This is a genomic window from Candidatus Baltobacteraceae bacterium, from assembly GCA_036559195.1.
Taxonomy (GTDB): domain Bacteria; phylum Vulcanimicrobiota; class Vulcanimicrobiia; order Vulcanimicrobiales; family Vulcanimicrobiaceae; genus JALYTZ01.
Genome location: DATBTN010000044.1, coordinates 20,983 through 47,078, shown reverse-complemented (window position 1 = coordinate 47,078; position 26,096 = coordinate 20,983). Strand labels below are relative to the sequence as shown.

At 64.0% G+C, this 26,096-nt stretch carries 20 protein-coding genes and 1 pseudogene; 5 read left to right on the top strand and 16 right to left on the bottom strand.

Annotation, left to right across the window (positions count from 1 at the left end; all coding sequences use genetic code 11):
• Both VIG32_05755 and rpoC read right to left on the bottom strand, forming a co-directional pair.
• Positions 1 to 603: hypothetical protein (locus VIG32_05755; GenBank protein ID HEY8297508.1), on the bottom strand; the 603-nt coding region annotated here is incomplete at its 3' end.
• Positions 604 to 1,680: 1,077 nt separating this feature from the next.
• Positions 1,681 to 5,166, bottom strand: a pseudogene (gene rpoC / locus VIG32_05750) (DNA-directed RNA polymerase subunit beta').
• A gap of 373 nt (positions 5,167 to 5,539) precedes the next feature.
• Here rpoC and VIG32_05745 point away from each other — a divergent pair.
• On the top strand, positions 5,540 to 5,974 hold the full coding sequence (locus VIG32_05745) for a CAP domain-containing protein (protein HEY8297507.1): 435 nt from the start codon (positions 5,540 to 5,542) through the stop codon (positions 5,972 to 5,974).
• On the opposite strand, the gene VIG32_05740 is transcribed toward VIG32_05745, so the two are convergent.
• Positions 5,971 to 6,759: an alpha/beta hydrolase gene (locus VIG32_05740; GenBank protein ID HEY8297506.1), complete on the bottom strand. Its 789-nt coding sequence runs from the start codon at positions 6,757 to 6,759 to the stop codon at positions 5,971 to 5,973. The genes VIG32_05745 and VIG32_05740 overlap by 4 nt on opposite strands.
• Complete coding sequence (locus VIG32_05735; GenBank protein HEY8297505.1) at positions 6,756 to 7,661, bottom strand: NAD(P)-dependent oxidoreductase; 906 nt, start codon at positions 7,659 to 7,661, stop codon at positions 6,756 to 6,758. Before VIG32_05735 ends, VIG32_05740 begins: the two co-directional genes overlap by 4 nt.
• Before the next feature lie 192 nt (positions 7,662 to 7,853).
• On the opposite strand from VIG32_05735, the gene VIG32_05730 reads away from it, so the two are divergent.
• Entirely contained in the window at positions 7,854 to 8,333 is a 480-nt protein-coding gene (locus VIG32_05730; GenBank protein HEY8297504.1) for a hypothetical protein, read from the top strand.
• A 6-nt stretch (positions 8,334 to 8,339) separates the two neighbouring features.
• Complete coding sequence (locus tag VIG32_05725) at positions 8,340 to 8,723, top strand: hypothetical protein (GenBank protein HEY8297503.1); 384 nt, start codon at positions 8,340 to 8,342, stop codon at positions 8,721 to 8,723.
• Positions 8,724 to 8,727: 4 nt separating this feature from the next.
• Here the strand turns inward: VIG32_05725 and VIG32_05720 are convergent, their stop codons facing one another.
• The 7 genes from VIG32_05720 to VIG32_05690 all read right to left on the bottom strand — a co-directional run bounded on the left by VIG32_05720 (position 8,728) and on the right by VIG32_05690 (position 17,593).
• A complete protein-coding gene (locus VIG32_05720; protein HEY8297502.1) occupies positions 8,728 to 9,120 on the bottom strand; it encodes a hypothetical protein in 393 nt (130 codons plus the stop codon).
• Positions 9,121 to 9,124: 4 nt separating this feature from the next.
• On the bottom strand, positions 9,125 to 11,281 hold the full coding sequence (locus VIG32_05715) for a hypothetical protein (protein HEY8297501.1): 2,157 nt from the start codon (positions 11,279 to 11,281) through the stop codon (positions 9,125 to 9,127).
• Positions 11,282 to 11,284: 3 nt separating this feature from the next.
• Positions 11,285 to 12,178: a polysaccharide biosynthesis/export family protein gene (locus VIG32_05710; GenBank protein ID HEY8297500.1), complete on the bottom strand. Its 894-nt coding sequence runs from the start codon at positions 12,176 to 12,178 to the stop codon at positions 11,285 to 11,287.
• A 10-nt stretch (positions 12,179 to 12,188) separates the two neighbouring features.
• Complete coding sequence (locus tag VIG32_05705; protein HEY8297499.1) at positions 12,189 to 12,887, bottom strand: hypothetical protein; 699 nt, start codon at positions 12,885 to 12,887, stop codon at positions 12,189 to 12,191.
• 149 nt (positions 12,888 to 13,036) lie between these two features.
• Complete coding sequence (locus VIG32_05700; protein HEY8297498.1) at positions 13,037 to 15,256, bottom strand: HD-GYP domain-containing protein; 2,220 nt, start codon at positions 15,254 to 15,256, stop codon at positions 13,037 to 13,039.
• 10 nt (positions 15,257 to 15,266) lie between these two features.
• Positions 15,267 to 16,958 carry a diguanylate cyclase gene (locus VIG32_05695; GenBank protein ID HEY8297497.1) on the bottom strand — a complete coding sequence of 564 codons (1,692 nt, stop codon included), beginning with the start codon at positions 16,956 to 16,958 and terminating at the stop codon, positions 15,267 to 15,269.
• Between the two features lie 2 nt (positions 16,959 to 16,960).
• On the bottom strand, positions 16,961 to 17,593 hold the full coding sequence (locus tag VIG32_05690) for a response regulator transcription factor (protein ID HEY8297496.1): 633 nt from the start codon (positions 17,591 to 17,593) through the stop codon (positions 16,961 to 16,963).
• A 263-nt stretch (positions 17,594 to 17,856) separates the two neighbouring features.
• Here VIG32_05690 and VIG32_05685 point away from each other — a divergent pair, with 263 nt between their 5' ends.
• Together VIG32_05685 and VIG32_05680 are read left to right on the top strand one after the other, a co-directional pair.
• Complete coding sequence (locus tag VIG32_05685) at positions 17,857 to 18,912, top strand: glycosyltransferase family 4 protein (GenBank protein HEY8297495.1); 1,056 nt, start codon at positions 17,857 to 17,859, stop codon at positions 18,910 to 18,912.
• The gene (locus VIG32_05680; protein HEY8297494.1) at positions 18,902 to 20,014 is read left to right on the top strand and encodes a glycosyltransferase; all 1,113 of its coding nucleotides are present in this window, start codon (positions 18,902 to 18,904) and stop codon (positions 20,012 to 20,014) included. The genes VIG32_05685 and VIG32_05680 overlap by 11 nt, the downstream gene beginning before the upstream one ends.
• Positions 20,015 to 20,027: 13 nt before the next feature.
• Here VIG32_05680 and VIG32_05675 read toward each other — a convergent pair whose 3' ends face one another.
• From VIG32_05675 to VIG32_05655, 5 genes are read right to left on the bottom strand one after another with little or no spacing between them, the layout of a single operon-like run.
• Positions 20,028 to 21,296, bottom strand: coding sequence for a glycosyltransferase family 4 protein (locus tag VIG32_05675; GenBank protein ID HEY8297493.1), 1,269 nt, complete (start codon positions 21,294 to 21,296; stop codon positions 20,028 to 20,030).
• Positions 21,209 to 22,588 carry an O-antigen ligase family protein gene (locus VIG32_05670; GenBank protein ID HEY8297492.1) on the bottom strand — a complete coding sequence of 460 codons (1,380 nt, stop codon included), beginning with the start codon at positions 22,586 to 22,588 and terminating at the stop codon, positions 21,209 to 21,211. The genes VIG32_05675 and VIG32_05670 overlap by 88 nt, the downstream gene beginning before the upstream one ends.
• On the bottom strand, positions 22,581 to 23,606 hold the full coding sequence (locus VIG32_05665) for a D-glucuronyl C5-epimerase family protein (protein HEY8297491.1): 1,026 nt from the start codon (positions 23,604 to 23,606) through the stop codon (positions 22,581 to 22,583). Before VIG32_05665 ends, VIG32_05670 begins: the two co-directional genes overlap by 8 nt.
• On the bottom strand, positions 23,603 to 24,886 hold the full coding sequence (locus VIG32_05660) for a nucleotide sugar dehydrogenase (protein ID HEY8297490.1): 1,284 nt from the start codon (positions 24,884 to 24,886) through the stop codon (positions 23,603 to 23,605). The genes VIG32_05665 and VIG32_05660 overlap by 4 nt, the downstream gene beginning before the upstream one ends.
• Positions 24,883 to 26,091 (bottom strand): glycosyltransferase, encoded by a 1,209-nt coding sequence (locus VIG32_05655; GenBank protein HEY8297489.1) that lies wholly within the window; start codon positions 26,089 to 26,091, stop codon positions 24,883 to 24,885. The genes VIG32_05660 and VIG32_05655 overlap by 4 nt, the downstream gene beginning before the upstream one ends.
• Positions 26,092 to 26,096 lie beyond the last annotated feature (5 nt).

Below are 26,096 nucleotides of genomic sequence, written 5' to 3'. Positions count from 1 at the left end.
CGGGGCCGGTGTGTAGCGGTAGACTATGGTGAATCCGCTTGGAGCGGTTTGTGTCGACAGTTCTAGTAGTCGCGCGTATGTCGTGCCGACGATACGAACTTGCGTTATGGCGTTGCCGCCTGCGACATCGGGCCCGTAGCCAAAATGCACTGCGGCGGGCCGCAGCGGGCCGCCACCATAGAGCGGCTGGTAAATCGGTGACGCCGGATCCTGCAGCGCGGTAATTGGATACGTTGTCGCCGCGAAGGAGCGAACCTCGCCGATCGCCGCCCCGTCGGCTTGCGGCACCGCTCCGGGCTGCGCGTAGAGGTATCGTTGGAGCGAGTGGGATGTTTTATCGTAGGTGTACGCCCAGAACGAGTCTCGCCCGCGGCCGTCGCGCATAAAGAAGTCGAGTTCGTGCCGGTCGGTGTTATCGGCACCGCGAACGTCGCGCGTCGGCGTAAAGATCGCCCACGACGAGTCCGCTTCGGCCTCCCAGCGGTTGACGAGCGCCTCCAATGCCGCGTGCTCGTTGTCGCGCGCGTTCAGCGTGGCATTCCATCGCAGCACGTGCTGTAGCACCGACAACAAACCAAGCATGACGATAACGGCGACGGCCATACCGACGGTTACCTCAATAAGCGAAAGCCCACGCTCGCGCGACTCCACAACACACCAAGTGCCCGCGCGCCCTCACGCAGCGACACGAACGCGACACTCCGTCCTTCGACAGGCTCCGTCCTTCGACAGGCTCAGGATGACAATGGGAACGCTTTTTTGTCATGCTGAGCTTGTCGAAGCATGGGTGCGCGTCATTCACCCGTCGTTCGACTGGGTCCGTCCTTCGACAAGCTCCGTCCTTCGACAGGCTCAGGATGACAAAGGGAACGCTTTTTTGTCATGCTGAGCTTGTCGAGGCATGGGCGCGTGTCATTCACCCGTCGTTCGACTGGGTCCGTCCTTCGACAGGCTCCGTCCTTCGACAGGCTCAGGATGACAATGGGAACGCTTTTTTGTCATGCTGAGCTTGTCGAAGCATGGGCGCGTGTCATTCACCCGGCGTTCGGCTGGCTCCGTCCTTCGACAAGCTCCGTCCTTCGACAGGCTCAGGATGGCAAAGGGAACGCTTTTTTGTCATGCTGAGCTTGTCTGAAGCATGGGTGCGTGTCATTCACCCGTCGTTCGACTGGCTCCGTCCTTTCGACAAGCTCCGTCCTTCGACAGGCTCAGGATGACAATGGGAACGCTTTTTTGTCATGCTGAGCTTGTCGAAGCATGGGCGCGCGTCATTCACCCGTCGTTCGACTGGGTCCGTCCTTCGACAGGCTCCGTCCTTCGACAGGCTCAGGATGACAGACAAAAAGAGAGCCGGCGTTGCTGCCGGCTCTCTTTTTTGCGTGGTTCTAACGACTGCTAGAGGTCTTCGGGGTTGATGCCTTTGACCATGCGGTCGTATTGGGTCTTCTTCGGCGGGGCGGTTACGGCGGTGTGATCGTCGTAGTCGCCTTCGTATTGAACGGCCGCGGGTTCGCGCGTGCGGTCGTACGCACTCACGAGTTTCTGCATGCCGTCGCCGTTGGAGCCCATTACTTCGGCGAGGGCCGCGTCGTCCGCGGTCATCATGTCGGAGTAGATGGCCTCGAACTGATTCTTCGCGCGGCCTTCGTCGTCGATATCCTGGCCCTCGGCTTCGATGGCGATGTTGCGATAGCGCGACATGCCCGTACCGGCCGGGATCAGTTTACCGATGATGACGTTCTCTTTGAGGCCGAGCAGCGGATCGTGTTTGCCCTTGATCGCGGCGTCGGTGAGTACGCGAGTCGTTTCCTGGAACGAGGCGGCCGACAAGAACGAATCCGTCGCGAGCGACGCCTTCGTTACGCCGAGCAGCACCGAACCGGCCGTGGCCTTTTGGCCGCCGGCGATCTTCGCGTTCGCGTCGTGGAAGAACGCATTCTCCACGAGTTGACCGGGAAGCATCTGCGTGTCGCCGCCGTCGACGATTTTCACCTTACGCATCATCGAGCGTACGATGACTTCGATGTGCTTGTCGTTGATGTCGACGCCCTGCGAGCGATAGACCTTCTGGACTTCGCGCACGAGGTAGTTCTGCAGCGCCGTCTCGCCCTTGATGCGCAAGATGTCGTGCGGATTGAGCGAGCCTTCGTTGAGCTGATCGCCCGGTTTTACCGCGTCGCCGTCGTGGACCGCGAGATGCGTGCCGTGCGGCACGTCGTACTCGTGGCGTTCGCCGGTCTCGTCGGTAACGATGACGATCCGCTTGCTCTTCTCTTCGCCGAAACTGACCGTACCGGCCACTTCGGTGATGACCGCCTGACCCTTAGGCTTGCGCGCTTCGAAGATTTCTTCGACGCGCGGAAGACCCGTGATGATGTCTTCGGTTGCCACGCCGCCGGTGTGGAAGGTACGCAGCGTGAGCTGCGTGCCCGGTTCGCCGATCGACTGGGCGGCGATGATGCCGACCGCTTCGCCGATGTCCACTTTGTTGCCGGTTGCGAGATTGCGGCCGTAGCACATCGAGCAGACGCCGTACTTCGCTTGGCACGTGAGCACCGAGCGGATCTTGACCGTCGAGATATCGGCATCGATAAGCGCCTTGGCTTTATCTTCGTCGATCTCTTCGTCGCGCTTGACGATGACGGTCGTCGGACGTTTCGGATCCAGGCGCACGTCTTCGGCCGAACGGCGACCGATAATACGGTCGATGAGCGGCTCGATGATCTCTTTGCCCGATTGGATGTTCATCACGGTGATGCCGTTGGCCGTGCCGCAATCTTCCTCGCGGATGATCACGTCTTGCGCCACGTCCACCAGACGTCGCGTGAGGTAGCCCGAGTCGGCCGTACGTAGCGCCGTATCGGCCAAACCCTTACGCGCGCCGTGCGTCGAGATGAAGTACTCGAGAACCGTCAAGCCTTCTTTGAGTGAGGCCTTGACGGGGATCTCGAGGATTCGGCCCGACGGGTCGGACATCAGTCCGCGCATACCGCCCAGCTGTTTGACCTGCGCGATCGAACCGCGCGCGCCCGAGGTCGCCATCATGAACACCGGGTTGAGCGGGTTCTGCGCCTCTTGCATCGCGAGCGTGACCTGATCCGAACTCTTCGACCAGATCTCGATCGTCTTGGTGTAACGCTCGTCGTCGGAGATGAAGCCCTGATCGTAGAGCGTGTGCAGCGAGTCGACCTCGGTTTGCGCCTTCGCAAGAATGTCGTACTTCGCTTGCGGCACCACGATGTCGCTAATCGAGACGGTCGTGCCCGACTGCGTTGCGTAGTGGAAGCCTTGATCCTTGATTGCGTCGAGGAACTTGGCGGTCTCGGCGTTGCCGTACTTGCGATAGCACGACGTGATCAGTTTCTTGAGCGCGCCCTTATCCTGGATTGCATTGACGAACGGATGCTCCCAATTCGCGGGGAACGCCATGTTGAAGATGATGCGTCCGACCGTCGTGCGGATCACTTCACCGTTCCAGCGCACGTTGACCCACTCTTGGAGCGAGACGTTGTGCGTGTCGTGCGCCATCACCGCTTCGTCGGGATCGCGGAACATCGGCAAGCGGTCGTGACCGTCTTCGGTCTGCTTGAGCTTGCCGTTGCGCTTGGAGTAGCCGCGCACGCGGTTGTCGGCGTCGTCGACGATCGCGGCCTTGGCGGGACCCTTGTACTCATCGCGTTGGAACGTGAGGTAGTACAGGCCCAAGACCATGTCTTGCGTCGGAATCGAAACCGGGTTGCCGTAGGCGGGCAACAGGATGTTGTTGCTCGAGAGCATGAGGATACGCGCTTCGGCTTGCGCCCCGGCGCTTAGCGGAAGGTGGACGGCCATTTGGTCGCCGTCGAAGTCCGCGTTGTACGGCGTGCAAACGAGCGGATGGAGATGGATCGCCTTGCCCTCAACGAGGACCGGCTCGAACGCTTGGATGCCCAAGCGATGCAGCGTCGGCGCGCGGTTGAGCAGCACGGGATGCTCGCGAATCACTTCGTCGAGAACGTCCCAGACTTCCGGGCGTACGCGTTCGACCATGCGTTTCGCGCTCTTGATGTTGTGCGCTTGGCCGCGATCGACCAGCTTCTTCATCACGAACGGCTTGAACAGCTCGAGCGCCATCTCTTTGGGCAGGCCGCACTGATGCAATTTCAGGTTCGGGCCGACCACGATGACCGAACGGCCCGAGTAGTCGACGCGTTTGCCGAGCAAGTTCTGACGGAAGCGCCCTTGCTTGCCTTTGAGAATATCCGAGAGCGATTTGAGCGGGCGATTGTTCGGGCCCGTGACCGGACGGCCGCGGCGGCCGTTATCGATGAGCGCGTCGACCGCTTCCTGCAGCATGCGCTTCTCGTTTTTGATGATGATCTCGGGCGCGCTTAACTCGAGCAGCCGCTTGAGGCGGTTGTTGCGGTTGATGACGCGGCGATAGAGATCGTTGAGGTCCGACGTTGCGAAGCGGCCGCCGTCGAGCTGCACCATCGGGCGCAGTTCGGGGGCGATCACCGGGACGGCCGAGAGAATCATCCACTCCGGCTTGTTGCCGCTATGAATGAAGGCTTCGACCACCTCGAGACGCTTGATCGCCTTGAGGCGCTTTTGGCCCGTCGTCTCCTTGAACTCTTTACGGAGGTCTTCTTGAATCTTGCGCAGGTTCAGATCGCGCAGCAAATCGCGGATCGCTTCCGCGCCCATGCCGGCTTTGAACTTCATGCCGAACTTCTCGCGCGACTCGCGGAATTTCTGCTCGGTGAGCACTTCGCGCTTCTGCAGGTTGGTGTCGCCGGCGTCGATGACGACGTAGGCAGCGAAGTAGATCACCTTCTCGAGCTGGCGCGGCGACATATCGAGCAGGATGCCGATGCGGCTGGGCACGCCTTTGAAATACCAGATGTGGCTGACGGGCGTGGCGAGCTCGATGTGTCCCATGCGCTCGCGACGGACCTTGGCGCGCGTGATCTCGACGCCGCAGCGATCGCAGATCATGCCTTTAAAGCGGATGCGCTTGTACTTGCCGCAGTGACATTCCCAGTCTTTGGTTGGCCCGAAGATCTTCTCGCAGAACAAACCGTCGCGTTCGGGCTTGAGCGTGCGGTAATTGATCGTCTCCGGCTTTTTTACTTCACCGAACGACCACGCGCGAATTTGCTCGGGCGAGGCCAAGCCGATGCGCATCGCGTCGAAATTGTTGACGTCTATTAAATTCAAGTGGTTCTCCGCAGAGGTGTGCCCGCCATCGGATCCGGCTTACGCAGGGAGTGCGTCTCACGAGGTCACGTAAGGACTCCCACCGTTGCCGCAGACCGACGCAAAAATAGCAAACCGCCGGATCGCCCCCGTCGAGGCTTTCCTTCTAACCGGTCTGCTAGTTTTCAGGTGCGGGACACAGGCGAACAGTATATCACCGCCCCAAAATTCGGTCAAATGGAAGAGCCTCGCCCCGGGTTTCGTTTGAGCCGCCGAAGCGCTTAAGATTCCACTCGGTTGCTTTACATAATCTTTACATTCAATCCCTTGTATATGCGCGTCGGCAGCCGAACACGAACGTATGATCCTCGCCGCGACGATCTTGGCTCTCGTTATACAAGGCCCGCATACTAGTGCGGTGCGCGCTGAGCGGCGCATGTTCGACGACCTGAACCGTACCCGCGTCTCCGACGGCTTGCACCCTCTAGCCTGGGACGAAAAGCTCACGGATCTGGCACGGCAGCACGCGTTGGATATGGCGCGGCGCAACTATTACTCCCACACGTCGCCCGAGGGGCTCTCGCCCTTCGACCGCATGCGCGCCGCGGGCGCCCTGGCCGCTTATGCCGGCGAAAACATCGCCGAGAGCGAGGACGAATCGAGCGCGGAACTCGCGCTGCTGAACAGTCCGGAACATCGCGACAACATGCTCGACAACCACTACGGCCACGTAGGGATCGGCGTCGCCGTCACCCCCGACGGCGCGATGCTCTTCGTCGAAGACTTCTCCAGCTAGCGCAAAAACTCGTCGAGCGTCGCCGTAAACCGCTCGAAATCCGTGCGATGCAGATTGTGCCCTTGCCCGTCGAAGACGCGTATCGCCACATTCGCACCGGCGCGCTCGTGCAGGTAGGCAAGATCGGCGGGCGCGACGATACTCTCGCCGCCCTGAGCCATCGCTAGGAGCAGCGGCTTCGGATACTCCGTGAGGTCGCCGCGTAAATCCCAGGCTTCGGGTGGATTTTCATCGCGTAACCCTTCGATCGGCGCGGCCGTCATCGAGTGCACCGCATGCACCTTACGGTTGCGATCGATCTCCGGCCAATCCGCATACTCATCAAGCACCTTGGCATCGCGCCGCGCACCATGCAGCGCGAATATCTCGCGCAGGTCGCCGAGGAACTCGTCGTACCACTGCGTCGACGCCTGACGAATCATCGGGTCGACCGCGACCACGCGGCGCACGTCGAAACGCTCGCCGCCGAGTACCGCGATCGCGCCGCCCCACGAATGACCCGCTAACACGTCGATTTTTTCGCCGATCGCGTCCATCACGTTATACAGATCGCCCAGCGACCGGCGCAGCGTCATCGGTCCTTCGACGCCGCTGCTATCGCCGTGTCCGCGCTGATCGTAGGCAAAGATCCGAAACCGATCCGCGTAGTGCAACGCAAAACGCTCCCACGACTTGCGCGAACTCGTCATGCCGTGCACGCAGAGCATCGCGGGCCCGTTCGTGCCCCACTGCTCGAGGATCGTCTGCGCGCCGTCGTCGAGCGCGACCGGCCGTTCGATCGTCATCGCGTTTCCACCCCGTGCCGCGATGCGAAGGTCAACTCCGAAACACCCGATTTGTCGAGTTCGCCGAGCCCGAGCGCCTTCATGCGTTCGTATTGGTCGAAGCTCGCGCGAGCGACGGGCAGCGTCAGGCCTGCGTTCTTCGCAAGTCCGAGCGCGATGCCCGAATCCTTGGCGGCGTGCGCGGCCGAAAAATACACCTCGTGGTCGCGATGCTGCATATCGGCGCCGTCGGTTTCCAAGACGCGCGAGTTCGCTCCGGTGTGCGCGAACACGTCGCGCAGCAGGTTGAGATCGAGCCCCAGCGCGTCGCCCAGCCCCAAGCCCTCGGCCAGCCCGGCCGTATTGACGTTCATCACCATGTTCACCAGCGCTTTGACCTGCGCGGCGCGGCCGGCTTCCCCGATGTAGATGAGCGAAGCGCTCATGTTGGCGAGCAGGGGCTCGATCGAATCGAACGCCGCTCGGCGACCGCCGATCATTAAATAGAGCGTCCCCTCGCGCGCCTGGGCGATGGAACTGGCCATGCAGGCCTCGAGCGAACGAGCGCCGCGTTCCTCGCAGAGGCGCTGCACCTCGACGTGCACGCGCGGCGTCACGGTCGCGCAGTTGACGAAGAGTTTGCCCTCCACATTGCCGCTCAGCAGGCTCTCCCCCGAGGGGGCGAAGATGGCGTACATGGCGGCGTCGTCGGTGACGACGGTGAGGATCACGTCGGCGAGTTCGGCGACCCGCGCGAGCGATTGCGTCGCCTCGCCGCCGGTTTCGCGCGCGGTTTCGATCGCCGCTTCGGGCCGGACGTCGTAAAGGGCGGCGATCGGGTGGCCGGTTTCGTGAAGCCGCTTGGCGATGTTGGCGCCCATGCGGCCCGTACCGACGATCCCGATTCGTTGGGGGGTGTTCATTGGTTCCTCCGAGTGTGAATTGCACCGCATAACGTCGCCGCCGGATGGCGAGTTGCGGCTTGAGTGCCCCCCGGAAGCGATTAGCCCCTCGCTCCGGCTTACGGGGGCACGCCGGGCGGAGGTTTGGTTTAGAAGTAGGGAACCCTCGGGAAGAACCACTACGTTAGCAGCGTATGGAGGACCGATCACCTTATGAAATTTACTAAAATTGTCGCCGGCAGCGCGCTGGCAGCGATCCTGGCCGGGGCGATCCCCGCGGCACCGGCGCTCGCCAACGGTGCGGCCAGTACGCGTAATATCATATTCGGCGCCGCCGCCGCTACCTACCTGATCATTCAGCACAACCGCAAAGTGCACCAGCGCTATGCCGAAGATGCTCGCCGTCAGGCCGCAGCCCAGAGCCAAGCCAACGACGCTTGGGCCGCTTACAGTAGTGAAAAACGCGCCTACGACAACGAGGTTGCCGTCAATTCCGGGCTGCAAAAAGAAGTCGCCTACCAGCACAGCATGATCAAAGAGAAAGATCATCAGCTCGCGATGAATTCGCGCTCGAATGCAAGCGGGTTTACCACCCGAACCGTCGCCGTGAACGAACCCAGCCGCACCTCGACGCATCGTTCGTCGAAAACGCAGCAGGTCGCGATGGCCGATTACGGCTGGGGCCGGCTCTAAGCGCGCATGATTCGTACCGTAGCCGCGCTCACGCTCATCACCGCATTCGCGCTCGCGGGTTGCTCCGGCAGCTCGGGGAGCGCGTCCGGCGGGACGGCGCAATCCATGGCCGATAACACGACGAAAGCCGCGTATAACGACGACGTCGCCGGCGTTACCGCCAATATGGACGACACGCTAAAGCGCAGCGTAACGCGCACGCAGGTTGGGACCATTTCGGACCAGCTGCACAAGCTCGGCGACTACCAGGGTCTCACGCTCGTTAGCAGCGACCCGGCGAAGAACGAGTTCACCTACCACGCCGCATTTTCGAACGGTTCGTCGAACGTCGTCGTCCGCATCGATTCAGGCGGCAAGCTCTCGGCCTATCACGTCTTCGTGACGAAATAATCCGCTAACCGGACTGGACGATGCGCCAGTCCATGTAGTCTCCGCTCTGTACGAGCGCGCGAACGCCTTCGATGAGTTCGCGCTCCTCGGCAGACTTCGAAAAGACGGCATTCCCACCCGCATACCGACACGCCCGCTGCCACGCAGCGGGCGTTTGCGTACTGGTGTAGACGGCGATACGCGCGATCGGCAAGAGCATGCGGATTACGCGAATCAACTCCAACGGCTCTCCATCCGAGAAGTCGATATCGAAGAACACGCATTGCGGCTGCACGCGCACGATCTCCGCGTAGTCGAGGGTGGCGATCGCCTGTTCGACTCGCAGTCCGGCTTGTTCCAACGTACTCCACAGCGACGGGATAAAGATTCGCTGCGGTTCGATAAGTAAGGTCCGCACGTCGTTACGATGCAACGCGTCTGGGCTCATTAACCGGAAGGGCGGCGGCCGCGGGTGCGGCCGGTCTTGCTGGTACGCGAGTCAAATAATCAATCCGATCGAGGGGCACCCTGTTGATAACGGTTCCGGCAATGTTCTCGCCGGTGTGCCGCCGCACCGACTGTAGCGCCGTGCGCGCGGCACCCAAATTTGTAACGCCGTCGCAGACGACCATCAGCCAGCGATCGACCGAACGCAGCAAGAGCGCCGATTCGATTCCATCCGAAATTGCGGGCGCGTTGAAGAGCACGAATCGGTACGATTGCTGCGCGCGCGAAACGAACGCGTCGATCCGATCGGGCGCGAGCATCCGAAACGAATCTTTCGGATTGCCGCACGTCAACAGGTCGACCCGCTCTTCGCGCGTGCGTTTCACGGCTTTTTCTAACGGAACGAGGCCGCCGAGCACTTCGTAGAACCCGGGCTCGCCCTTGGCTAATATCGCCGCGTTGCTCACGCGCCGGGTACGGCTCGCGTCCACCAAGAGCACGCGTTCGCCCATCTCGCCGAGTGCGAGCGCCAAGTTGAGGCTTACCGTCGAACGGCCTTCGGCGTGACCGGAGCTCGTGATTCCAATCGTCCGCGCGTCGCCCGGGGCAAACTTCAGCAGCGAAGCGAGCCCGACAAACGATTCGATCGTCGCTTCTTGAAGCGCGGCGGCTCGTACGGTCGTCACCTCGCCCGGCATGTCGGGGATGCTCGCGATGACCGGCAGCGATAGATCTCGTTCGGCGCGCCGCGCCTCGATCAGCGACGAGTCCGCCGCGTCGAAGAGCAGCGCTGCGACGAGAGCGAGAAACGCGCCGACGATTGCAGCGAGCAGCAAATTGGCAAGCAGGCGCGGTCGCTTGGTCGCGAGTTCGGCCAAGGCCGGCGCCGTCACGGTCACGTCGCTGAGCGCCGTGCTCTTCGCGATGTTTGCGTCGTTGAGTTTCCCCTGGAGCGCCGCATACACGGCCTGGGCCGATTTTGCCGAGCGCAGCAGTTCGGCAAAGAGCGCCGATTGGCGAGGCAGCGCGGCTAACTGCGGTTCGAGCGCCCCCCGCTGCCGGTCGATCTCGGCGAGTTCTGCCTGAGCCGCACTCACCTGCGAGCGGTCCACGGCGACTTGACTCTGCACCTGTTGATAGACCGGATTGGGAACCCGCGAACTGCCGGCAACGATCGAGGTACGACGAGCAGCGATTTCACGCTGCAGATCGGAGCGCTGCTGCTCGAGGTTGAGAACCGTCGGATGCTTGTCGGTAAAGTTTGCGCGGGCGTTACGCAATTGAACGTCGACCTGGGCGAGTTGCGCCTGCATCTGCGCGACGACGGGGTTGGCATCCAGCTGCGTGCTGCCGAGAATTTGTGCGGGCAGCGTGCGCAGTTGCGAACGCGCGCTCGCAAGCTGCGCCTTCGCCTGCTGCGCGAGAATCTTCGTTTCGTTCGCGCGCGAGTCGAGCGATGCGAGCGTCGCCAGCGTCGTCTGCGTATCGGAGTCCATGCTGGGCAAGTGATGCGCCGCGGAATAGGCGGCGAGTGCGCTGTTGGTCTGCTGCGCCTGCGAGCGCGCCTTCGGGAGCTCTTGGCTGAGGAACGCGATGGCATCGTTTGCCTGGCTCGCAACGAGCTGGCGCTGGCGCGCGATCACGGCCGTCGCGAAAGCGTTGGCGATCGCGGCCGAGGTTGCGGCATCGGACCACGTAACCGAAACGTCGAGCAGCGACGTATTGGTGACCGGCACGACCTCCACGGCTCCGAGCAACCCCGCGCCGGTCGTCTTGAGGTGCAGCGAATCGACGACGCTTTGCGCGACCGGAACTTGTTGAAAGAGCGCCGCATAGGTCTCGGGGGTTTGCGCGCTCGAGGCGGTCAAAAGCGCGTTTAATATCGGGAGATTGCTCGCCTCGATCGTGCCCGCCGGCGCCGGACCGGCCGGATTACCGACGATGAGCTGCGCCGTCGTGGTATAGGATCGCGGCGTCAGGAGCGTGATCGCCGCGACGATAATCACGAAGATCGCGAACACGCCCAGAATCAAGCGCGCGCGACGCCTCCAGAACCAGAGCAGCGGTGCGAGATCGAGCCGGCGGAGATTTTCCGGAGGGCTCGGGGCGATGTGATTATCTACGAGTAGCATGGCTTAATACCCAAGGACCAAGCGGCGCAGCAGGATCATCCCGCCCCAAAGGAATCCGCCTTTTTGCGACGTCTCGGGAACGAAGACGACGTCGCCTTTCTGCATCGGCACGTCGAAACGCGGATCGTTGTTTTGGAGCGCCTGATAGAGATTGATATCGTACGTTTGCTTGGCTCCGTTCGCGAGTTCGCGCGTAAGAAACACGTGGCTGAGATCCGATTTTGCGGAAGTGCTTTCACCGGCTTTAGCAACCGCCATCGAGAGACGATCTCCGGCGTGCAGCTCGATTTGGCCCGCCCGGTCGACGGCTCCGAGGACGCTCACGTCGATCGTCGCCGCCGACGGCACGTACAAGGTTGCGCCGTTGGTGAGGCGGGCATCGGCAGTCGGATCGCCCGCGCGTAGCAGCGCCTGCATCGAAACCGATTGGAGGTTTCCCGAACGATCCATGACGCGCGCGTCGGGCAGCGGTCCGTCGGTCGGCCCGAGTCCGCCCGCCGCGGCGAGCGCATCCGCAACGTGCGCGCCGGAGCGCACTTGATATTTGCCGGGAGTCTTCACATTCCCGAGCACGGTAACGTCCCACACACCCGTCTGCGCGATCGAGATCGAAACGTCGGGATGGCGCTCGTACGGGCGAAGCCGCTGCAGAAAGAGCGCTTGCACTTGCGGCAAGGTACGATCGCCCACCGAGAGCCGTCCCAATACCGGATAGATCACCGCGCCGTCATTCATCACGACGACCGATTTCGAAAGCGCCGGATCGTTCGGCACTTCGACGCTCAGCGTATCGCCCGGTTCGACGCGGGCGTCGCCGACGAGGCGTCCCGCACTCGCGTCGATCGGCAGTACGTAGCACAGGCATGCGATCAAAGCGAGCAGCGGCCGCCGTTTCATCTCGGCGCTCCTACCGCTCTTGCGGCGGGCAGGGCATCGGGGTCGGAACGATCGGCGGCGGCGTGAACGTGGGATTGTGATCGTCGAGTATCAGAAAGAGTCCGAGAAGGCCGAGCAGCGGTACGATGACGCCCGGACGACGCGTCTCGACGATCGTCTGCGGCGGCGGCGTAGCGATCGGAGCGGGCGTTACTTCCGGAACGAACGGCGCCGGAGTCGGCTGCGGCGGTATCGGAAGTTGGCGAGCGGCCAGCGGCGCCGGAAGGCGGCGGTGGACGATCGAGAGATTGCCGCAGATCGCCGGTATAAACGCTACGGTAACGTTTCGGCCCGATTGGAGGTCGATCTCCCAACCTTTGGTACCGGCGGGAATCACCACGTCGCTCAGGACTTGGGCGGGGCCGCCGCCGGCCCACGTCATGCGCTCGAGATGTCGCGGGATCGTGACGTACTTTACGTTGCCGGCTTCGATCTGCGAAATCATCCGGCGATATTGCGCCGGGCTCATTCCAACGAGCGTCGCTGCCTGGTGGAAGAGCGCTTGATGTGCGAGTACGGCCGTTTGCAGCTCGTTCGTGGAATGCAGCGTGCCGAGCAACGGCGCGTGCCCCAATTGTCGAATAACGATCGGCGCGGCCGAGGCTTGGGTGGTCACGCTCTGCATCAAGAGCACCGCGCAAGCGAGCACGCCTGCTTTTCGTCGAATCATCTCGTCTCCCACGGGTGTCCTGCATTCGGGACACGCAGCTTTGCTCTTAGTGTAGTGAGACGGCGTCGCACGCGAGCCTCGACAACGCACCATAAAATCGGGCTCTTTGGTCCCTACGAGAACGGGTCGGATACGCGAAAGCCGTGGGCCTATCGGGGAGCGTCGGCTCGCGCGAGGGCCCGCCGAACCACCGAGCGCATCGCCTCGACCACGGTGGGATCGTGCTGGCGGCCCTGGTACTCGACGAGTTCGCCTAAGGCTTCGTCCGGCAGACGCGGAGCGCTATACGGGCGATCGGCAATCATCGCGTTGAAGGCATCGGCAACGCTCGCGATCCGCGCGTACATCGGAATCGCATCGCCGCGCAGCCCTTGCGGATACCCGGTCCCGTCGTAGCGCTCGTGGTGCGCGGCGATCGCTCCGGCGAACGTTCGCACTTCCGGACGTCCCTCCACGATGTGCGCGCCCGCTATCGCATGCGTCTTCATCAGCGCCCATTCGTCGTCGCGCAGACGACGCGGCGCGTTGAGCACTTCGCGCGGAATAACGGTCTTCCCGACGTCGTGCAGCAGCCCGGTGCGCATCGCCTCGACCGTGCGCGGCCCGTCGAATCCGAGATGCCGGGCGATTCGGCCCGCCCAGGCAGCGACTTCGCGCGCGTGCAGACCGGTGGCGGCATCCCAACGGTCGAGCTCTCCGATCAATTCGGCGCAGACGGCGTCGCGGCGCAGCTCGGAGCGGTCCGCCTCGCGAGCGTGGCTGCCGATCGGCGTCCTCCCCGGCTCGAGCGCGAGCTTCACGGTCGCGCGCAGCTCGCTAACGCTCGCGGCAAGCTCCTCCGGCCAGCGTTCGTCACCGACCGAATCCAAGAAACGCACGGCACTCCGCGGATCGCCGACCGCCGCCGCGCACTGCGCCTGCGCGTACGAAAAGACGCTTTCGTCGGCGCCCACCGGATCGAAGTAGGCGTTTGCTCGCAACACGTCCGCAATCGCAAACGCTTCCGCGAGATCGCCGCCTCGCACGCACGATTCGTATTGTAAAACGAGCGCGTGCCAGCGGTAGGCGTTGCTCGGGCTGACGCGCGCGGCCGTCGTAATCTCGTGCAAGAGGAGCCGCGCTTGCGATGCGTCGCCCGAGACGAAACGCGCGCGGCGGTAACGCGCAAACACCGCGTCCCAATCCCGAGCGTGCTCGGAAGGCTCCGGCGCCGCGGCCGAGAGACGCTGCGCGACGTCGCTATAGCCGAAATACCGTCCGAGCGCGATGCGAGCGCGACCGATGCCGTCGCCGTCGCGCGCGGGCGCCGAGACGGTTTCTACGGCGCGCGCCGTCTCCAGTCCATAGTCGCTCGCGAGCAGTTCGGTATGGCGACGTTCGAGAATTCCGGCGAGGGCCTCGAGATCGCCGCTCGCCTGCGCGGCCAGCAATGCCGCTTCGTGAAATCCGTTGCGCTCGGCAGCGGCGGCGAGTTCGAGCAGTTCGAACGCGAGCGCCGTCGAGTCGCCCTCCAGCGCCTCGCGCGCAAAGTCCGCCGCCGACCACAGCGGGCCGCCGGCCGGCTCGAAGAGCCCGGCGCGCCGCAGGCTTGCCAAAGCCGCTTCGAGTTCCTCCGGCTTCGCGGGCATGGCCATCCAAGCCGGATCGAAGCGATCGAGCAACGCCAGCGCGCGAATGCGGCGCGACGTTTCGGGTGCGAAGCGATCGACCGTCCAAACCACCGCGGCCGGCACGTCCCAGACCGTGGCGCGGCGCGGCACCGTTACGCCGTCTGCAAACGCCCGGGCGATCGTTGCGAATGCCGCGATCGAACCGTCGGTCGTCCCCAGGATCTCGGCTGCCGGCACGTTCGCAGGCCAGTCGCGAACGAGTTCCTCGGCTTCCTCGACGGTAAGCGCTAACGCACGCGCGTCCGCGTGCGCGGCGAGCGGCAACCCATCGAGCGCGCGAACGTCGCCCGCCGCGACGACGATCGCATTGGGGAATACTTCGAACGCGCTTCGTGCGATCCACACGTTGCGCGCGTTGCAGCCGTCGAGCAGCACGCACCGATAGCCGGCCTCGCGCAGGCGTCGCCACGACATCGCCCACTCGTGATTGAAGAACTCTTCGACCGCGAGCTGGCCGCGCGCGGCGGAGACGCCGGTGGCGGCCCCTAGAGCGCGGCCGAACTGTAACGCGGCCGTGGTCGCATCGTGCGCGCTCGCCGCATTGAAGTAAAACGCATCGCGTCTTTGCGCCGCCAACGCGCGCAGCGCCGTGGTCTTTCCAAAACCCGGCGGCGCCGCGAGCGCCGTAATCCCCGCACGCTCTTCATCGAGCGCAGCCGCGCAGAAGCGTCCGACTCGCTTTGTTAAAGCACTCAGCACCGGCGAACGTCTACGCGTTGTGGGGGTCGGTAGCTGCGAAGTTCGACGAAAGCCACAATGTGAAATCGGGATAAGCGACCGGCGTGGCTTTGCCGCTTCCTTGCAGAATGCGCAGTCCCGAATCGAAGAGCCACGCCTGCTGGTTGGCTCGTTCCACGCCGGAGGCGATCACCGACCAGCCGAACGTGTGGGCGACGTTGATGGCCGCTCGCACGACCGTTTGCGCTTCGCGATTCTCTTCGAGCTGGCCGACGATGCGCGGCGAGAGCTTGATCGCTGAAAATTCGAGCCGCCGCAGCGCGGAGAGACTCATCGCGCCGGTAAAGCGATCGAGCAGAACCTCGATCCCGGCCGCCCGCGCGCGCGTAACGAATCGCGCGATGTCGTGGGTTCCCTTGATTACCACGTCTTCGGGGATCTCGAGAGCGAGCAAATTCGGCGAGAGTTTCGCATTCTCGAGATACTCAACCGCGCGATCGAGCAGCTCGTCCGACGGCGTCGAGATGTTCACGTGAACTTTGAGCGGGAATCCGCGACGCGTCCATTCGGCGATGTGCGCGACGACCTGCGAGACGCACCAGAGATCGATCGCCGACGGAACGCCGCCGGTCGTATCGATCACGTCGCCCGCAGAGAGCAAGCCGCGCGTGGGATGAAGCCAGCGAAGGAACGCTTCGGCGGCGATCATTTCGTGCGTGCCGACATCGAGGATGGGCTGGTATGCCAGAAAGAGCTGACGGCGAATATCGACCGCCGAGAGATCGTCGAGCAGCCGGCGCCGCGCCCGCAGCTCTTCGCCCAGCTCGTCGCTGTACCAACGAATCGCCGCCTTCCCTTCGCTCTTCGCGCGATACATGGCGGCGTCTGCGTGCTCGATCAATTCCTCGCTCGTCGAGCCGTCGCGCGGATAGATCGAAACGCCGATGCTTGCCGAAAGCGTGAACCGCTCGCCGGCAACCGCAACCGGCTCGGCGAAGATCGCGCCGATTCGCGCCGCGGCGTCGGAGAGTTCCTCGTGCGACGTAACCGACGGATAGATCGCGGCGAACTCGTCGCCGCCAAAGCGCCCGACCATGTCGGCGGAGCGTTTGAGTGCCCGAATACGATTCGCAAACTCGATCAAAACCGCGTCGCCGACTTGGTGGCCGAACGAGTCGTTGACGTCCTTGAAGCCATCGATGTCGAAGAACACCACCCCGACGTATCCCGATCCGCGATTGGCACCGGAAAGCGCCTCACTCAGGCGCGCCTCGATGGCGCGACGGTTCGGCAGCTCGGTGAGCATGTCCACATAGGCGAGGGAGGCTTCGGAGCGCGGCGCGGCCGGCGGGCCGAACTCCACGCGTCCGGTGCGATCGTGCATCGACGGATCCGGAACGAACGGCATCGAGAATCGCGCCGGCTGCCGAACCGCGTTGGCCGCTAGCGCCTCTTGAGCGGCTTGCGCTCGCTCCTGCTCGGCGGCGGGTATCTGCGCCTGTTTCTCTTCGTCGACATCCTCGTCGGCCACAACGATCACCTCCTCGTGCGTCGCGGCCGGTGCCGATTCAAAGAATCGCTGCATCAGATCGCGCGCTTGCTCGGGCGACGATACGTGCGTACTTCCGTTCTGCGCACCGTCTTTTTTACCGCCGCCCGGCGTAAACATCTCCAGAAACGACGTTACGATGTTCTTCTCTCCCCTTCCGGTCTGCGATGACATTGTCAGATCAAGCCGTTTTTTATCGCATAGATCGCAGCCTGCGAGCGAGCCGAAATGTTGAGTTTCGAGAAGATACGCCCCATATGATTCTTGACGGTCTTCTCGGAGAGATGAAGGCGCGAGCTAATTTCTTTGTTCGAGAGCCCCTCGGCGACCAGTTTGATGATGTCCAGTTCGCGATTCGAAAGATCGAAGAAATCGCCGCGCGACGCGCCGCGATTGCGCAAGAGCTTTCCCGCGGCGCGCGGATCGACGTACGAATGACCCTCGGCTACCATCTTCACCGCCGCCGCCAGCTCCGCCGGCATGACGTCCTTCATGATGAAGCCTTCGGCCGAGGCGCTCATGCAGCGATGCACCAGCTCCGGAAGCACGCGCATCGAGAGCACGCACACTTTCGCTTCCGGAACGGCGTCGCGGCAGGCGCCGATCAGATCGGCGACGTCACCCGACAAACCGTCGAGATCCATGAGGATTACGGTGGGCTTAGCTGCGATGAGCCGATCGATCAGAACGGCGTTCGAGTCGCCGACGATCTGGAAAGCGGGATCGAGCGAGAATATTTGGCACAGGGCCTTTCCAAAGAGCGCCTGTCCCTCGATGACGAAAACACGTATCGTATCCGTGGCTATCATAAGCAGCCAAACCTCTCCGTAAGATCCCGATGTTGACGGTCGTCATTTTCGTGCTTCGCGTTACTAGTGCCGACCTCTCATCCATAGTAAAGCCTAATGGCGCCCCTGACATTCCCCGTTTTGGGTAGTATTTCGAGCGTATTGCCGGTCTTTTGCGAATTTATGTACCGATGGTCCTAGTTCCATTGAGTCTCTTGTGCCACCGGCGACGCCCGTGCGCCACGCGCACGGCGCCCGATGCAGCGTCACACTAGTGGCACACCATGGCGCGCATCGTCCACGCAATCGACTACCGGTCGCCAGTGGCGGGGAGTTTCATTCCGGCCGTGGCCGCGCTTTCACGCGCGCTCCGCGCTCGCGGCCACGAGTCGATCGTGGCCGCGCCGCGCGTCGCGCAAACGCCGCCTTGGCACGAGGCACTCCTGCAATCGGGAGCAAGCATCCACGAGACCGATCGCTACGCGGATCTTTACGCGCTCTTCGCGCGCCTGCGACCGCAGCTCGTCCACGTCCATTTTTCCGGTTATGCCGTTGCCTCCGCGATCGGGGCGATGCTTCACGGCGTTTCGAATCTGTATTGGCACGTTCATTCGAGTCCGGGCGAAGCGTCGATCCCGTTGCGGTCGCGATTGTTGCGCACGGCAAAGTTTGCCGGTCTCGCGCGACGGGTCTCGCGCATTTTTGCCGTAACGCCGGAGATCGCGATGGAGCTCGAACGATTCGGCGCGCCGCGCCGCAAGCTTGCGGTTATCGAAAACGGCATAGCCGTGGAGCGCTTCGTCGTACCCTCCACGCCGGAGCGCCGCGCGGCGCGGCACGGCTTCGGGCTCGCAGCCGACGAACGCGTGGCGCTCTTCTTCGGTCGCGACGCCGCTATCAAAGGAACCGCCGTGTTGCGCGCGGCCCTCGCCGGCGCGACGCGGCCGCCCACGGTCCTCTTCGTGGGACCGGCCGGGGACGCCGAGGGCCTGGAGCCGTTTACCCGGGTCGTACGCTGCGAAGGGCTGGACGACGTGCGTCCCGCTTTGTGGGCCGGCGATTCTATCGTGATGCCGAGCTCGACCGAGGGCCTGCCGCTCACCCTGCTGGAGGCGCGCGCGTGCGGATTGCCGGCCCTCGTTTCGGAGATCCCGCCGCTCGCGCGGTACGCCGGGCGCGACCGCGGCGCGACGGCCATCGAACGCGGCGATATCGCTCGCTGGGCACGCTCGCTCGACGCGATCGATTCCGGCGCACGTGTGCCGCTCTCGCAGGAGTTGCGTGCCGCCATCTCCCTCGACCGATGGGTCGACGAGGTTCTCAAATCGTATGACCTTTAAGCCACCGCGCGTGCTGCACGTCATCTCGCGGCTTTCGTACTACGGCGCGGAAAACGTCGTCGATGCGTTAGTGCGAGAGTTGCACGGGCAAGGCTATCCCGTCGGCGTGCTGGCGATGTACGAGAGTCCTAACGCTTCGCTCGCCGCGCCGTTTCCGTACTATTCGATTGCACGGCGGGGGCGCGGCGATCTCGGCTTCTTCTCGCGCATGCTCCGCGCGGTGCGCGATTTCAAGCCCGACATCGTGCACACGCACGTCCATAACGGCAAATATTGGGGACGGCTCGCGGCATTGGCGGCCGGCGTTCGAACGATCGTGCATACCGAGCACGACAGCGCGTTTCGCGCGCATCCCCTGGCCGTGCTCGGAAATCATCTGCTGCATCCGCGGACGCGGCGCATCGTAACGTTCACGCCGAGTCATCGGGCGGCGCTCCTGCGCGGCGAACCCGTTTCGAAGAAGCAGTTGGTGACGATCCCCAACGGCATTGCGGACGCGCGTGCCGTCGGCGACGCGCCGACGATTCGAGCGCTGCTCGGGGAACGCTGCGGCTCTCCCATCGTCGCGCACGTCGGGCGGTTACGCGTCGTAAAGAATCAGCGACTCGCGCTCGAGGCGTTCGCACTCTTCGCACGTGACTTCCCGCACGCGACGCTTGCGCTCATCGGCGAAGGCGAGCAACGGGCAATGCTCGAGACGCTGCGCGACGAGCTTGCGCTTGGCGACCGCGTGCATTTTCTCGGCTTTCGCCCGGACGCCCGCGCCTTGCTGGAGAGCGCCGATGCGCTCCTGGTAACCTCGACGAACGAAGCGATGCCCTTGGCGGTATTGGAAGCGCTCATGGGCGGCGTGCCCGTAGCAACCACGCCGTGGCCGGGCGCCGGCGACATTCTCGCCGGCGGCGCCCTCGCAAGCATCTCCTCCGACTATTCGCCGCATTCCGTCGCGCAAACGCTCGCATCGCTCTTTACCGACGCGAACGTCCCCGCCCGCACGGCCGCCGCCACACGATTCGCCCGCGAGTACTACGGTATCGCACGCTGCGCGCAACTGCATCGCGAGTTGTACGAAAGCCTGTGTCCTTCGACAGGCTCAGGATGACCGAACTGGGGGGTTACGCGATTTGGGTACGGAGGTCGCGCATGATTTGCAGGCGGTTACGGTGATTTGACAACAATGCCGCAGCGTTTGCGGTGAGGGTCGATGCGAGCGTTGCGTCCGACTCGATTCGGCGAATCGCGCGTACGAGCGCCTCCGCGTCGTCCGGCGGGACGACGATTCCGGCGCCGTTGCGCTCGAGCAGTCGGCGGGCTTCACCGTCGAGACAGGCGATGACCGGCGTTCGCGCGGAGAACGCATCGAACAGTTTCGTCGGAATGCTCTCGACGATTCCGGGCCGCAGCGCCACGATCGCGACGTCGGCGTCGGCCAGCGCTTGGAGCGCGGCCATCCGCGGCACGGCGCCGCGCGCCTCCACGTTCGTCAAGCCGCGACTCGCAATCTGCGTCCCGAGCCACGGCCATTGCGCGCCGCCGCCCACGACGACGAACCGAAAGCGCGACTCCGATGCGAGCAGTTCGGCAGCTGCAAGTATCACCTCGACGCCGGTCGTTAATCCGAGATTGCCTGCGAAGACGAGGTCGAACGTAAGCCGCGGCTCCGCGCGCCGGCACTCGACATCGACGGGATCGAATCCGTTGGGCGCGAGCAGCAGGCGCGATCGCGCGACGCCGCGCGCCGCGATCTGATCGAGCGCGGTTTCGGTAACCGCGACCACGGTGTCGGCTCGCGCGTACAACCGATCGACGATCCAGCCGACCGCGCGTTCGAGCAGGCCGCCTTTTCGCCACTTTCCCATCGCAACCGCGATATCGGGAAAGACATCGCGCACGTCGACGATCAAACGGCAGCGGCTGGCGAACGCCGCAAGCAACGCCGGCAGCGCTAGCGGCACGTGCGGTAGCGAGACGATCGTCGCGTCGACGCGCCGGCATTTTGCAAGAACGTACAGCGACATCGCGACGGCAAGCGTGATCCACGCGACCAAGCGTCGCGCGATCGGGGCACCGACGAGCGAGCCGACGCGTTCCACGCGCACCCCCTCGATCGTTTCTCGGCGATACCAGACGCCGCGGTCGCCGAGCGCGAGCCGGCCCTGCGGAAAGTTCGGAAATCCGGTGAGCACGGTGACATCGTCGCCCGCCTCGACGAGCGCCCGGCAGAGCGCGCGCATGCGATGCGCGGCCGCGCACGGTTCGGGTGCGAAAAATTGCGTGATGACCAGAACGCGTTTGCTCATCGCGCGCCGGCTCGCGATGCGATCGGCATCGGGGCCGCCCAGCGCGTTTTGCGCGCGGCCGGAACGTATTGGAGCGCGTTGCACAGTGCGTAGGATCGCGCCTGCCCGACGACGCCGAACGCGAGCCACAGGATCTTCGCGAGGTAAAGATCGATAAAGAGCGAGGCAAACGCAAGCGCCAGCAACACGCCGGTCAGCGCGATGGCGAGTTCGCGCAGCGCGGGGTAGGCCTCCAGTTCGCGCGCTTGGCGAATCTGCAATAGCCAAACGCCGGCAACCAGCAGCGTACCGACGATCCCCATCTCGACGCCGTAGTGCAGCAACAGGTTGTGCGAAGCCCGGTCCCACCCGGCGTTGTAATTTTGGTAGACGCTCAAGTAAAAACGATCGTACGCGTCCGAGAAGCTTCCGCCGCCCCAGCCGAAGAACGGGTGGGCTTCAAAGGCCTTTACTCCGACGTGCCAGATCGAGAGCCGGCCGGCACCGCCGGTCGCCTGGGCTTCTCCAAAGCGCTTCCACACGTCGGTGTGCAAAAGGCTGCCGGCGATCGCGAGCGCCGCAAACGGCCACAAGCGCTTGCGCAACGGGGAGCGCCAGGCGACGTAGAGCAGCAAAATTCCGATGGCGATCAGTGCGTCGCGGGAAGCGGCGAGCAGCACCGCATAGGTCATGACGCCGAGCGCGGCGATGATCGCGACGCGCTTGATCGTTGAGGTCTCCACGAGCCACGCCCAGAGCGCGATCCCGATCGGCAGCAGCATCGCATCGGCGTACGTGTTGATATCGAGCGTTTGTCCGCCGCTTCGAAAGAACAGCCGCACGGCTTGTGCGTCGAAGCCGGTGGGATTGGCGTGCCGAAACATCCAGATGCCGTAGATCGCGACGCCGACGCCCCCGAGGACGATCGCGCCGAGAATCGTCTTGAGATCGAAACGGTCGATCGGCACGATGCAAACGCACGTATAAACGAGGACCAGTTCCGCCAGCGTTTGCAGGTTGATGTGCCCCGAATCGGGCGAGATCGTCCAGAGCAGCGATGCGGCGAAGGCGATCGTAAAGGCGATGCTCGCAAGATTCGCGCGGCTTGGAACCACGAACGCCTGCCTACGAATCACGTAGATCACCAAGGCGATCCCGCTGAGCATGCCGAGCACCTTGGGGATCGTTCCATCGGAGCCGGTGGAGAGCAGCGTATCGAGCGGCACGAGAATCGCGTAGGCGGCGTAGGGAAAGAGGATCGGCCGCAGCAGCGCCGCCGCCAGCAATGCGGGTGAGATCGCGCATAACACGGCGATCGCGACCTCGCCGCGCGTCAGGAGCACGTACGCCGCCGCGCACGCCAGGGTAAACGCGATCGCAAGGGCGTACTTAGGCACGCGCGCGGCCCGATCCGCCGGCGACGCCGTCGTCGCGCAACAGCGCACGACCGGCGATGTTGCGCGCCATCAGCGAGAGCACGCGCAACCGGCACGACGTGCGGTCGATATAGCCTTCCCACCGATCGGCGGTCTCGAGAAACGTCTTCGAACCCGTCATACTGGCAAGCACGCGCAGTTGGCTAACGTGAAAGGCGTGATACTTTAACGTTGCCAAGTGCGGACGGCCATCGCGCGTACGGAAGAGACTGTAGGTGCTCCACCATCCGAGATCGTACTGCGGAAGCCACCGCTCGAGCGTTTCGCGCACTTCGTCGAAGAGCGTGCCGATCCAGGCTTGCGGCGCCACGCGCTGCAGATCGTAGAGGCCCCACAGCGCAAAAATGCAGCCGTTCAAAATGTGCGCGCCGCTCGAAACCGCGACCTCTTCGAGAAACGTGCCGTCGCGGTCGCGCCAGACGACGCCGCCTTCGGAGATCGACCGGCGAAACGGCTCGACGGCGCGCACGGCGGCCTCGATGAATCCAATGCCCGGCTGCATCGCTTCGGCGCGCAGCAGCGCCGAGATCGCCTCGCCCTGCGCCATCGCCGAGATCCAGCCCGCTGCCGCGCCGTATTTGTGCCACGGAAAGGCAAATGGATAACACCCGCACACGCCGCCGCGACGTTGTTGATTGTCGCGAAGCCAGCGCGCCTGCGCGAGAAAACTCCGAACGATCGCTTCGCCGCCCTCCGCGCGCGCGCGGTCGTGCGCGTGCAGGGCGTACTGCGCGATGCCGATCGGATGGTAGCAATCCCCGCCCGGCGTCAGCAGGACGCCGTCACAATCGCGCGGTTTCGTCTCCCAATCCTCGCCGAAGGTGCCCGTCCCGGCCCACCAGCGAATATAGTATGCGCCTAACCCGCTGCCTTGCGCGGGCGGCTGGAACGGGCGGCGGTGCCTCCACGAAAGCGGGAAGCTGAGCGCCAATTGCCGCACGCGATTGGGCGGCACGGCGCGCTCGAGCGTGAGATTCATGCCGTCATCGCGCGCGCCACCCGATCGCGCGACGGGCGGCCGAGGACGGCGACTTCGAAACCGGCCGCCTCCCAGAGTTCGGCATCCAAGGCGTTGCGTGCATCGAAGAGCAGCGTTCCGCGCATCAGTTTCGCCGCGCGGTGCGGCTCGATCGCGCGAAACACCGCGTGACCGGTGGCCAGTACCACGGCATCCGCGCCGCGGAGCGCTTCTTCCAACGTTGCCGTCAGCGGAAAGCGGAACGAACGAACGAGCGGATCGTAGATCGACGCGGTAAACCCGCGCTGCTCTAAGAGTTCCACGATTCGTTCGGTGGGGCTCTCGCGGGCGTCGTCGACGTCGGCTTTGTAGGCCGCACCGAGGACGGCGATCTTGCTCCCGGCGGTCGCGTGCGGCAGACGCGCGCAGATGCGGCTCACGATGCGATGCGGCATCCGCTCGTTGACCCGGCGCGCCGATTGAATTAACTCCGTGACGAACGGGTTCGCATCCGTAAGGAAATGCGGATCGACCGGAATGCAGTGGCCGCCCACTCCCGGACCCGGCATCAGGATATCGACGCGCGGATGGCGGTTTGCAAGCGCGATCGTTTCGTAGACGTCGACGCCCAGGTCCTCCGCGAGCATCGCGAGTTCGTTCGCGAACGCGATGTTCACGTCGCGATACGTATTCTCGACGCATTTGGTCAATTCGGCCGTCATGCAATCCGTCTGGAGGATCTCGCCTCGACAAAACGACGCATACAGTCCCGCGACGAACGCGGCGTCGCTCGGCCGCCGCCCGCCGATCACGCGCGCGTTCCCGCGCAGTTCCTCCACGATCGCTCCAGGAATCACGCGCTCGGGACAATGCGCCACGCGCACGGCGTCGGGAATGATCCCGGCAGCCCGGAGCTCCTCGGTCACGAGGCGTTCGGTCGTACCCGGCGGCACGGTGGATTCGAGCACGATCGCATCGCCGGGACGAACGACCGCGACGACGCGCCGTAATGCATCGATCACGCACCGTAAATCCGGGCGTCCGTGCAGCGCCGGTGTCGGAACGCAGATGATAAATACATCCGATGGCTCGACCGACGTGCCGGCGCGAAACGTTCCGCGCCGTATCGCCTGCGTGACGAGATCGCGCACGGGCGCCTCCTGCGTGGAGACCAGTCCGAGACGTAAATCGGTGATCAGCCGTTCGTCGACGTCGAAACCGCGCACCGTATGACCCGCGCAAGCCAACATTGCGGCAGTGGGCAGGCCGATATATCCCAGGCCGATGACGGTGACGTTCATGCCGAATACTCCTCGCTGCCCGTGCAGTCGTAGATCAGTGCGGAAAGCGCGCGCCCCTGCCGGTCGGCGTTGTGTTTGGCGCGCACGACGATCGCGGCGCGCTCGCGCCGCGCTCGCGCTTCATGCGGATACCGCCAGATGCGCGCGAACGCCGTCGCGAGCGCGGCGGCATCTCCGGGCGGCGCGAGATACCCCGTTCGTGCATCGAGCAATTCGGGAACGCTGCCCGACGTCGTAGCGATCGCGGGAATGCCGATCGCCATCGCCTCGATCAGCGCCGACGGTACGCCTTCCATCGCGCGCGGTCCGTCGTCGCGACTGGCCAAGACGACGCCGTCGAACGCGCCGCCGAGCAGCGCGGCATGCAATCGTGCTTGCGGAACGTACCCGGCGAAAACGATCGCGGCGCTCAACCCGGCTCGCCGCACGCGCCGTTCGAGTTTCGCGCGCAGCGGACCGTCGCCGGCGAAGGTGCACTCGACGGGAATCCCGCGCTCGCGCGCGATTCGCAGCGCTTCTATTAAGGTTTCGTGGCCCTTGACCGCGACGAGCGCCGCCGGACACAGCAAACGCAGCGTCGCGCGTTCTAAAATACCCGGCGGCCGATAGACGGCCATCGGCACGCCGAGCGGAACGCAGTGCACGTTGGGATGGGATCGTCCCGCGCCCAGATCGCGGCTGCCGCGATCCGAGATCGTCCGAATGAAACGGGCGGACCCGATCTTGCGCGCGCGCATGTTCGCCTCGTACACGTCCCAGCGATGCGCGCTCGAGCTCCATTCGATTCCCGCGATACTCGCCGCCACGTATGCGACGGTTGCCGGCGTCGAGAGCCAGTAGGCATGAACGTGATCGATGCGATGCTCGCGCAGCCACGCCGCAGTGGCGAAGGCCTTGGGCAAAACGAGCAGGTTCTTACAACCGTGCGCGAAGCTGCCGGATGCGACGACCGCCTGGTACGCCGAGCGCAGCGCCGCCCGCGGGTTCAATCCGAATCCGCGAGCCGCCGCCAGCCACACGCATCGCGATAGCAGCGGCTCGGCGATGACGTGCATTCCCGAGTGCATCGTGCGCGACGCCGAGTGCGGGCGTACCGGAACGAGCATCACCGACTCGCAGAGTTTGGCGAGCGAGGATCCTTCGCCCGCAAGGTACGGCTCGTTGTTGCCGAGCGGAAACGAGACCGGAACGATCGCTAGTCGCACGAACG

Excerpts from the sequence above, each read along its gene's own strand:
- VIG32_05745 (HEY8297507.1), top strand. The coding sequence starts at position 5,540 with ATGATCCTCGCCGCGACGATCTTGGCTCTCGTTATACAAGGCCCGCAT.
- VIG32_05740 (HEY8297506.1), bottom strand. The coding sequence starts at position 6,759 with ATGACGATCGAACGGCCGGTCGCGCTCGACGACGGCGCGCAGACGATC.
- VIG32_05735 (HEY8297505.1), bottom strand. The coding sequence starts at position 7,661 with ATGAACACCCCCCAACGAATCGGGATCGTCGGTACGGGCCGCATGGGC.
- VIG32_05730 (HEY8297504.1), top strand. The coding sequence starts at position 7,854 with ATGAAATTTACTAAAATTGTCGCCGGCAGCGCGCTGGCAGCGATCCTG.
- VIG32_05725 (HEY8297503.1), top strand. The coding sequence starts at position 8,340 with ATGATTCGTACCGTAGCCGCGCTCACGCTCATCACCGCATTCGCGCTC.
- VIG32_05715 (HEY8297501.1), bottom strand. The coding sequence starts at position 11,281 with ATGCTACTCGTAGATAATCACATCGCCCCGAGCCCTCCGGAAAATCTC.
- VIG32_05710 (HEY8297500.1), bottom strand. The coding sequence starts at position 12,178 with ATGAAACGGCGGCCGCTGCTCGCTTTGATCGCATGCCTGTGCTACGTA.
- VIG32_05705 (HEY8297499.1), bottom strand. The coding sequence starts at position 12,887 with ATGATTCGACGAAAAGCAGGCGTGCTCGCTTGCGCGGTGCTCTTGATG.
- VIG32_05695 (HEY8297497.1), bottom strand. The coding sequence starts at position 16,958 with ATGTCATCGCAGACCGGAAGGGGAGAGAAGAACATCGTAACGTCGTTT.
- VIG32_05690 (HEY8297496.1), bottom strand. The coding sequence starts at position 17,593 with ATGATAGCCACGGATACGATACGTGTTTTCGTCATCGAGGGACAGGCG.
- VIG32_05685 (HEY8297495.1), top strand. The coding sequence starts at position 17,857 with ATGGCGCGCATCGTCCACGCAATCGACTACCGGTCGCCAGTGGCGGGG.
- VIG32_05680 (HEY8297494.1), top strand. The coding sequence starts at position 18,902 with ATGACCTTTAAGCCACCGCGCGTGCTGCACGTCATCTCGCGGCTTTCG.
- VIG32_05665 (HEY8297491.1), bottom strand. The coding sequence starts at position 23,606 with ATGAATCTCACGCTCGAGCGCGCCGTGCCGCCCAATCGCGTGCGGCAA.
- VIG32_05660 (HEY8297490.1), bottom strand. The coding sequence starts at position 24,886 with ATGAACGTCACCGTCATCGGCCTGGGATATATCGGCCTGCCCACTGCC.